This window comes from Sphaerotilus sp., assembly GCF_041083715.1.
GTDB lineage: Bacteria > Pseudomonadota > Gammaproteobacteria > Burkholderiales > Burkholderiaceae_C > Sphaerotilus.
Map to the genome: position 1 here is coordinate 1 of NZ_JBFPGY010000083.1, position 3,622 is coordinate 3,622.

Annotated in this window: 3 protein-coding genes; 2 read left to right on the top strand and 1 reads right to left on the bottom strand. The window is 67.9% G+C overall.

Annotated elements, in window-relative coordinates:
• Nucleotides 1-50 precede the first annotated feature (50 nt).
• A complete protein-coding gene (dinB, locus tag AB3X43_RS04175) occupies nucleotides 51-1,319 on the bottom strand; it encodes a DNA polymerase IV (RefSeq protein WP_369428616.1) in 1,269 nt (422 codons plus the stop codon).
• 79 nt (nucleotides 1,320-1,398) lie between these two features.
• Between dinB and tldD the strand changes: the two genes are divergently transcribed.
• The gene (tldD, locus tag AB3X43_RS04180; RefSeq protein ID WP_369428617.1) at nucleotides 1,399-2,862 is read left to right on the top strand and encodes a metalloprotease TldD; all 1,464 of its coding nucleotides are present in this window, start codon (nucleotides 1,399-1,401) and stop codon (nucleotides 2,860-2,862) included.
• 228 nt (nucleotides 2,863-3,090) lie between these two features.
• The coding region (locus AB3X43_RS04185) for a 3-deoxy-7-phosphoheptulonate synthase (protein WP_369428618.1) at nucleotides 3,091-3,622 on the top strand (532 nt) is incomplete at its 3' end.

Below are 3,622 nucleotides of genomic sequence, written 5' to 3' on the forward strand. Positions count from 1 at the left end.
GCTGTGGTGTGGTGGCTGTGGCACCTGCCGAGCCGCGAGGCGCTGGTTCCTCAGGTGACCGATGGGTCGTCGTCCGGGAACAGTGGCAAGGTCTGACGCATCGACGTCGGCTCCGCAGGCAGCGTGGCGCTTTCATCCCGCACATCGGATCGGCTGCTCGGTGGTGGTGTCGATGCCGGGCGTGCACCGGCCTTCGACAGTCCGCCGACCCGCACCCCCAGCAACCGCAGCCGCCTGCTCAGATCGACCCGTTTCAGGCACAAGCCACCGGCCCGCCGGATCGCACTGGCTTGTGCGGTCGGGGCCGGCAGGGTCAGATCGCGCGTGACGGTGCGGAAATCGTCGAAGCGCAGCTTGATGCCGATGGTGCGGCCGACGTAGCCCTTGCGCTGCAGATCGCCGGCCACCTGCTCGCACAGCGTGGTGAAGATCGCGCCCAGCGCTGCGCGGTCGTGCCGGGCGTGCAGATCGCGGTCGAAGGTGGTCTCTCGGCTCATGGACACCGGCTCGCTGTACGTGATCACCGGGCGGTCATCCAGACCGTGTGCCGCCCGGTGCATCCACAGGCCGTGGTTGCGCCCGAAGTGGGCGACCAGCCAGTCCGGCGTGCAGGTGGCGAGTTCACCGATGGCATGCACGCCGAGTTCATCCAGTTTCGTGCCGGCCTTCGGCCCGATGCCGTTGATGCGGCGCACCGGGAGTGGCCAGATGCGTGCGGGCACATCGCTGGCCATCACCACGGTCAATCCGTCCGGCTTGTCGAGATCGCTGCAGATCTTGGCCAGCAGCTTGTTCGGCGCCAGCCCGATCGAGCACGACAGGCCGGTGGCGCGGCGCACGTTGTTCTTGATGTCCTGTGCCAGCGCCCGGGCACCGCCGAGTGGGTCGTGGCCGACTGCGTCGCGCACACGGGGCAGGTGGGTCAGCTCGATGTAGATCTCGTCGATGCCGCGGTCCTCGATGTCTGGTGCCATCTCCGCGACGGCCGCCTTGAACGCCCGCGACAGGCGGCGGTATTCCTCGAAGTCGGCGGGCAGCAGAACGGCCTGCGGCGCCAGCGCCGCCGCTTTCATCAGCCCCATGCCGGAGTGGATGCCACGTGCCCGGGCTTCATAGGTCGCTGTGGTGACGACGCCGCGGCCGGTGTAGTCGCCCAGGCGGGGCCAGTCGCCGGCGAACTCGGCCGCGCGGTGTCGGCTGCCGCCGACCACGACCATCTGGCCACGCAGTTCCGGCCGACGCAGCAGCTCGACCGACGCATAGAAGGCGTCCATGTCGAGGTGGGCGACGAGTCGCTGCGGTGGCGTGGAGGCGGACATCGGCAGAATTGTGAGGGCAGGGGTGAGGTCAGCGCCATCGGTCGCAGACGCGGCCCGGCGGCGTCCCTAGAATGCGCCCATGATCTCTCGCGAACCCACCCTCGAACGCCTGGCCACCGCGCGCCAGTTGCTGCTGGACCCGTTTGGCCTGACCGAGGCCAGCCTGACCCGGGCGCTCAACACCATCTCGGCGCACCGCGTCGACGACGCGGACCTGTACTTCCAGTACACCCGCAGCGAGGGCTGGAGTCTGGAGGAGGGCATCGTCAAGAGCGGCAGTTTCAGCATCGACCAGGGGGTCGGCGTGCGGGCCGTGGCGGGCGAGAAGACGGCGTTCGCCTATTCGGACGACATCTCCGAGGCCGCGCTGCTGGATGCCGCGCGCACTGTGCGCACCATCGCCGCCGCAGGCCAGAGCCGCCGCGTGAAGATCGACACTCCGCAGCAGGTTGCGGCCAGCCGCAGCCTCTACGCTGGCATGGATCCGATCGCCTCCCTCGACAGCGTGCAGAAGGTGGCGTTGCTGGAACGGATCGAGAAGATGGCGCGCGCCAAGGATCCGCGGGTCGTGCAGGTCATGGCCGGCATGGCGGGCGAGTACGACGTGGTGATGGTCGCCCGCGCCGATGGCACGCTGGCAGCCGATGTACGCCCGCTGGTGCGCGTGTCGATCACCGTGATCGCCGAGCAGAACGGGCGCCGCGAGGTGGGTTCGGCCGGTGGTGGTGGCCGCTTCGGGTTCGGCTACTTCACGGATGTCTTGTTGCAGACGTACGTGGACCAGGCGGTGCACGCGGCGCTGACGAACCTGGACAGCCGCCCGGCGCCGGCTGGCGAGATGACGGTGGTGCTCGGCTCGGGCTGGCCCGGCATCCTGCTGCATGAAGCGGTCGGCCACGGTCTGGAAGGCGACTTCAACCGCAAGGGATCGAGCACCTTCTCCGGCCGCATCGGCGAGCGTGTCGCGGCCAAGGGCGTGACGGTGCTCGACGACGGCACGATCGCCGACCGCCGCGGCTCGCTCAACATCGACGACGAAGGCCATGCCAGCCAGAAGAACGTGCTGATCGAGGACGGCATCCTCAAGGGCTACATCCAGGACGCGATGAACGCCCGCCTGATGAAGACTGCGCCCACCGGCAACGGCCGCCGCGAGAGCTACGCCCATGTGCCGATGCCGCGCATGACCAACACCTACATGCTGGCCGGCGACAGGACCCCCGAGGAGATCATCGCGTCGATCGACCGTGGTCTGTATGCCAGCAACTTCGGCGGCGGGCAGGTGGACATCACCAGCGGCAAGTTCGTGTTCTCCGCCAGCGAGGCCTACTGGGTCGAGAAGGGCAAGATCCTCTACCCGGTCAAGGGTGCGACGCTGATCGGCAACGGCCCGGACGCGATGACGCGCGTGTCGATGATCGGCAACGACCTGGCGCTCGACTCCGGCGTGGGCACCTGTGGCAAGGACGGGCAGAGCGTGCCGGTCGGTGTCGGCCAGCCCACACTGCGCATCGACGGCCTGACCGTGGGCGGCACCGCCTGAGCAACAGGCTTGACGCCACGCCACACCCGCGCCTACATTTGACGCCTATGCAGCGCACCACCGTGTTTTTTAGCTACTTTTGGTTCTCGTACCGCACCGGCGGAGGAGAGGCCAACGCGTAGCTGAACAAGCCCGCAAGCGCTCCCGAAAAACCGCCGGAACCCCGGCGGTTTTTTTTCGCCCCGACATTCTCCCTGCCCTCCGAACACCACTCAGGACACCCCGACCATGAACGCCACCAACGCCGCCCCGACCGATTCCTGGTATCCGCCCGTCGACCGCACCTCGCAGACCGACGACGAAAGGATCCAGGACGTGACCCCCTTGCCCCCGCCCGAGCACCTCATCCGCTTCTTCCCGATCCGCGGGACGGCGGTCGAACAACTGATCGGTGAGACACGACAGTCCATCCGCCGCATCATGCAGGGCGGCGACGACCGCTTGCTGGTGGTGATCGGGCCATGCTCCATCCACGATCCGGCTGCCGCGCTTGAATACGCCCGCCGCCTGAAGCCGCTGCGCGAGCAGTACAAGGACACGCTGGAAATCGTCATGCGCGTGTACTTCGAGAAGCCGCGCACGACGGTCGGCTGGAAGGGCCTGATCAACGACCCCTACCTCGACGAGACCTATCGCATCGACGAGGGCCTGCGCATCGCGCGCCAGCTGCTGCTGGAGATCAACCGCCTGGGCATGCCGGCGGGCAGCGAGTTCCTCGACGTGATCTCGCCGCAGTACATCGGCGACCTGATCGCCTGGG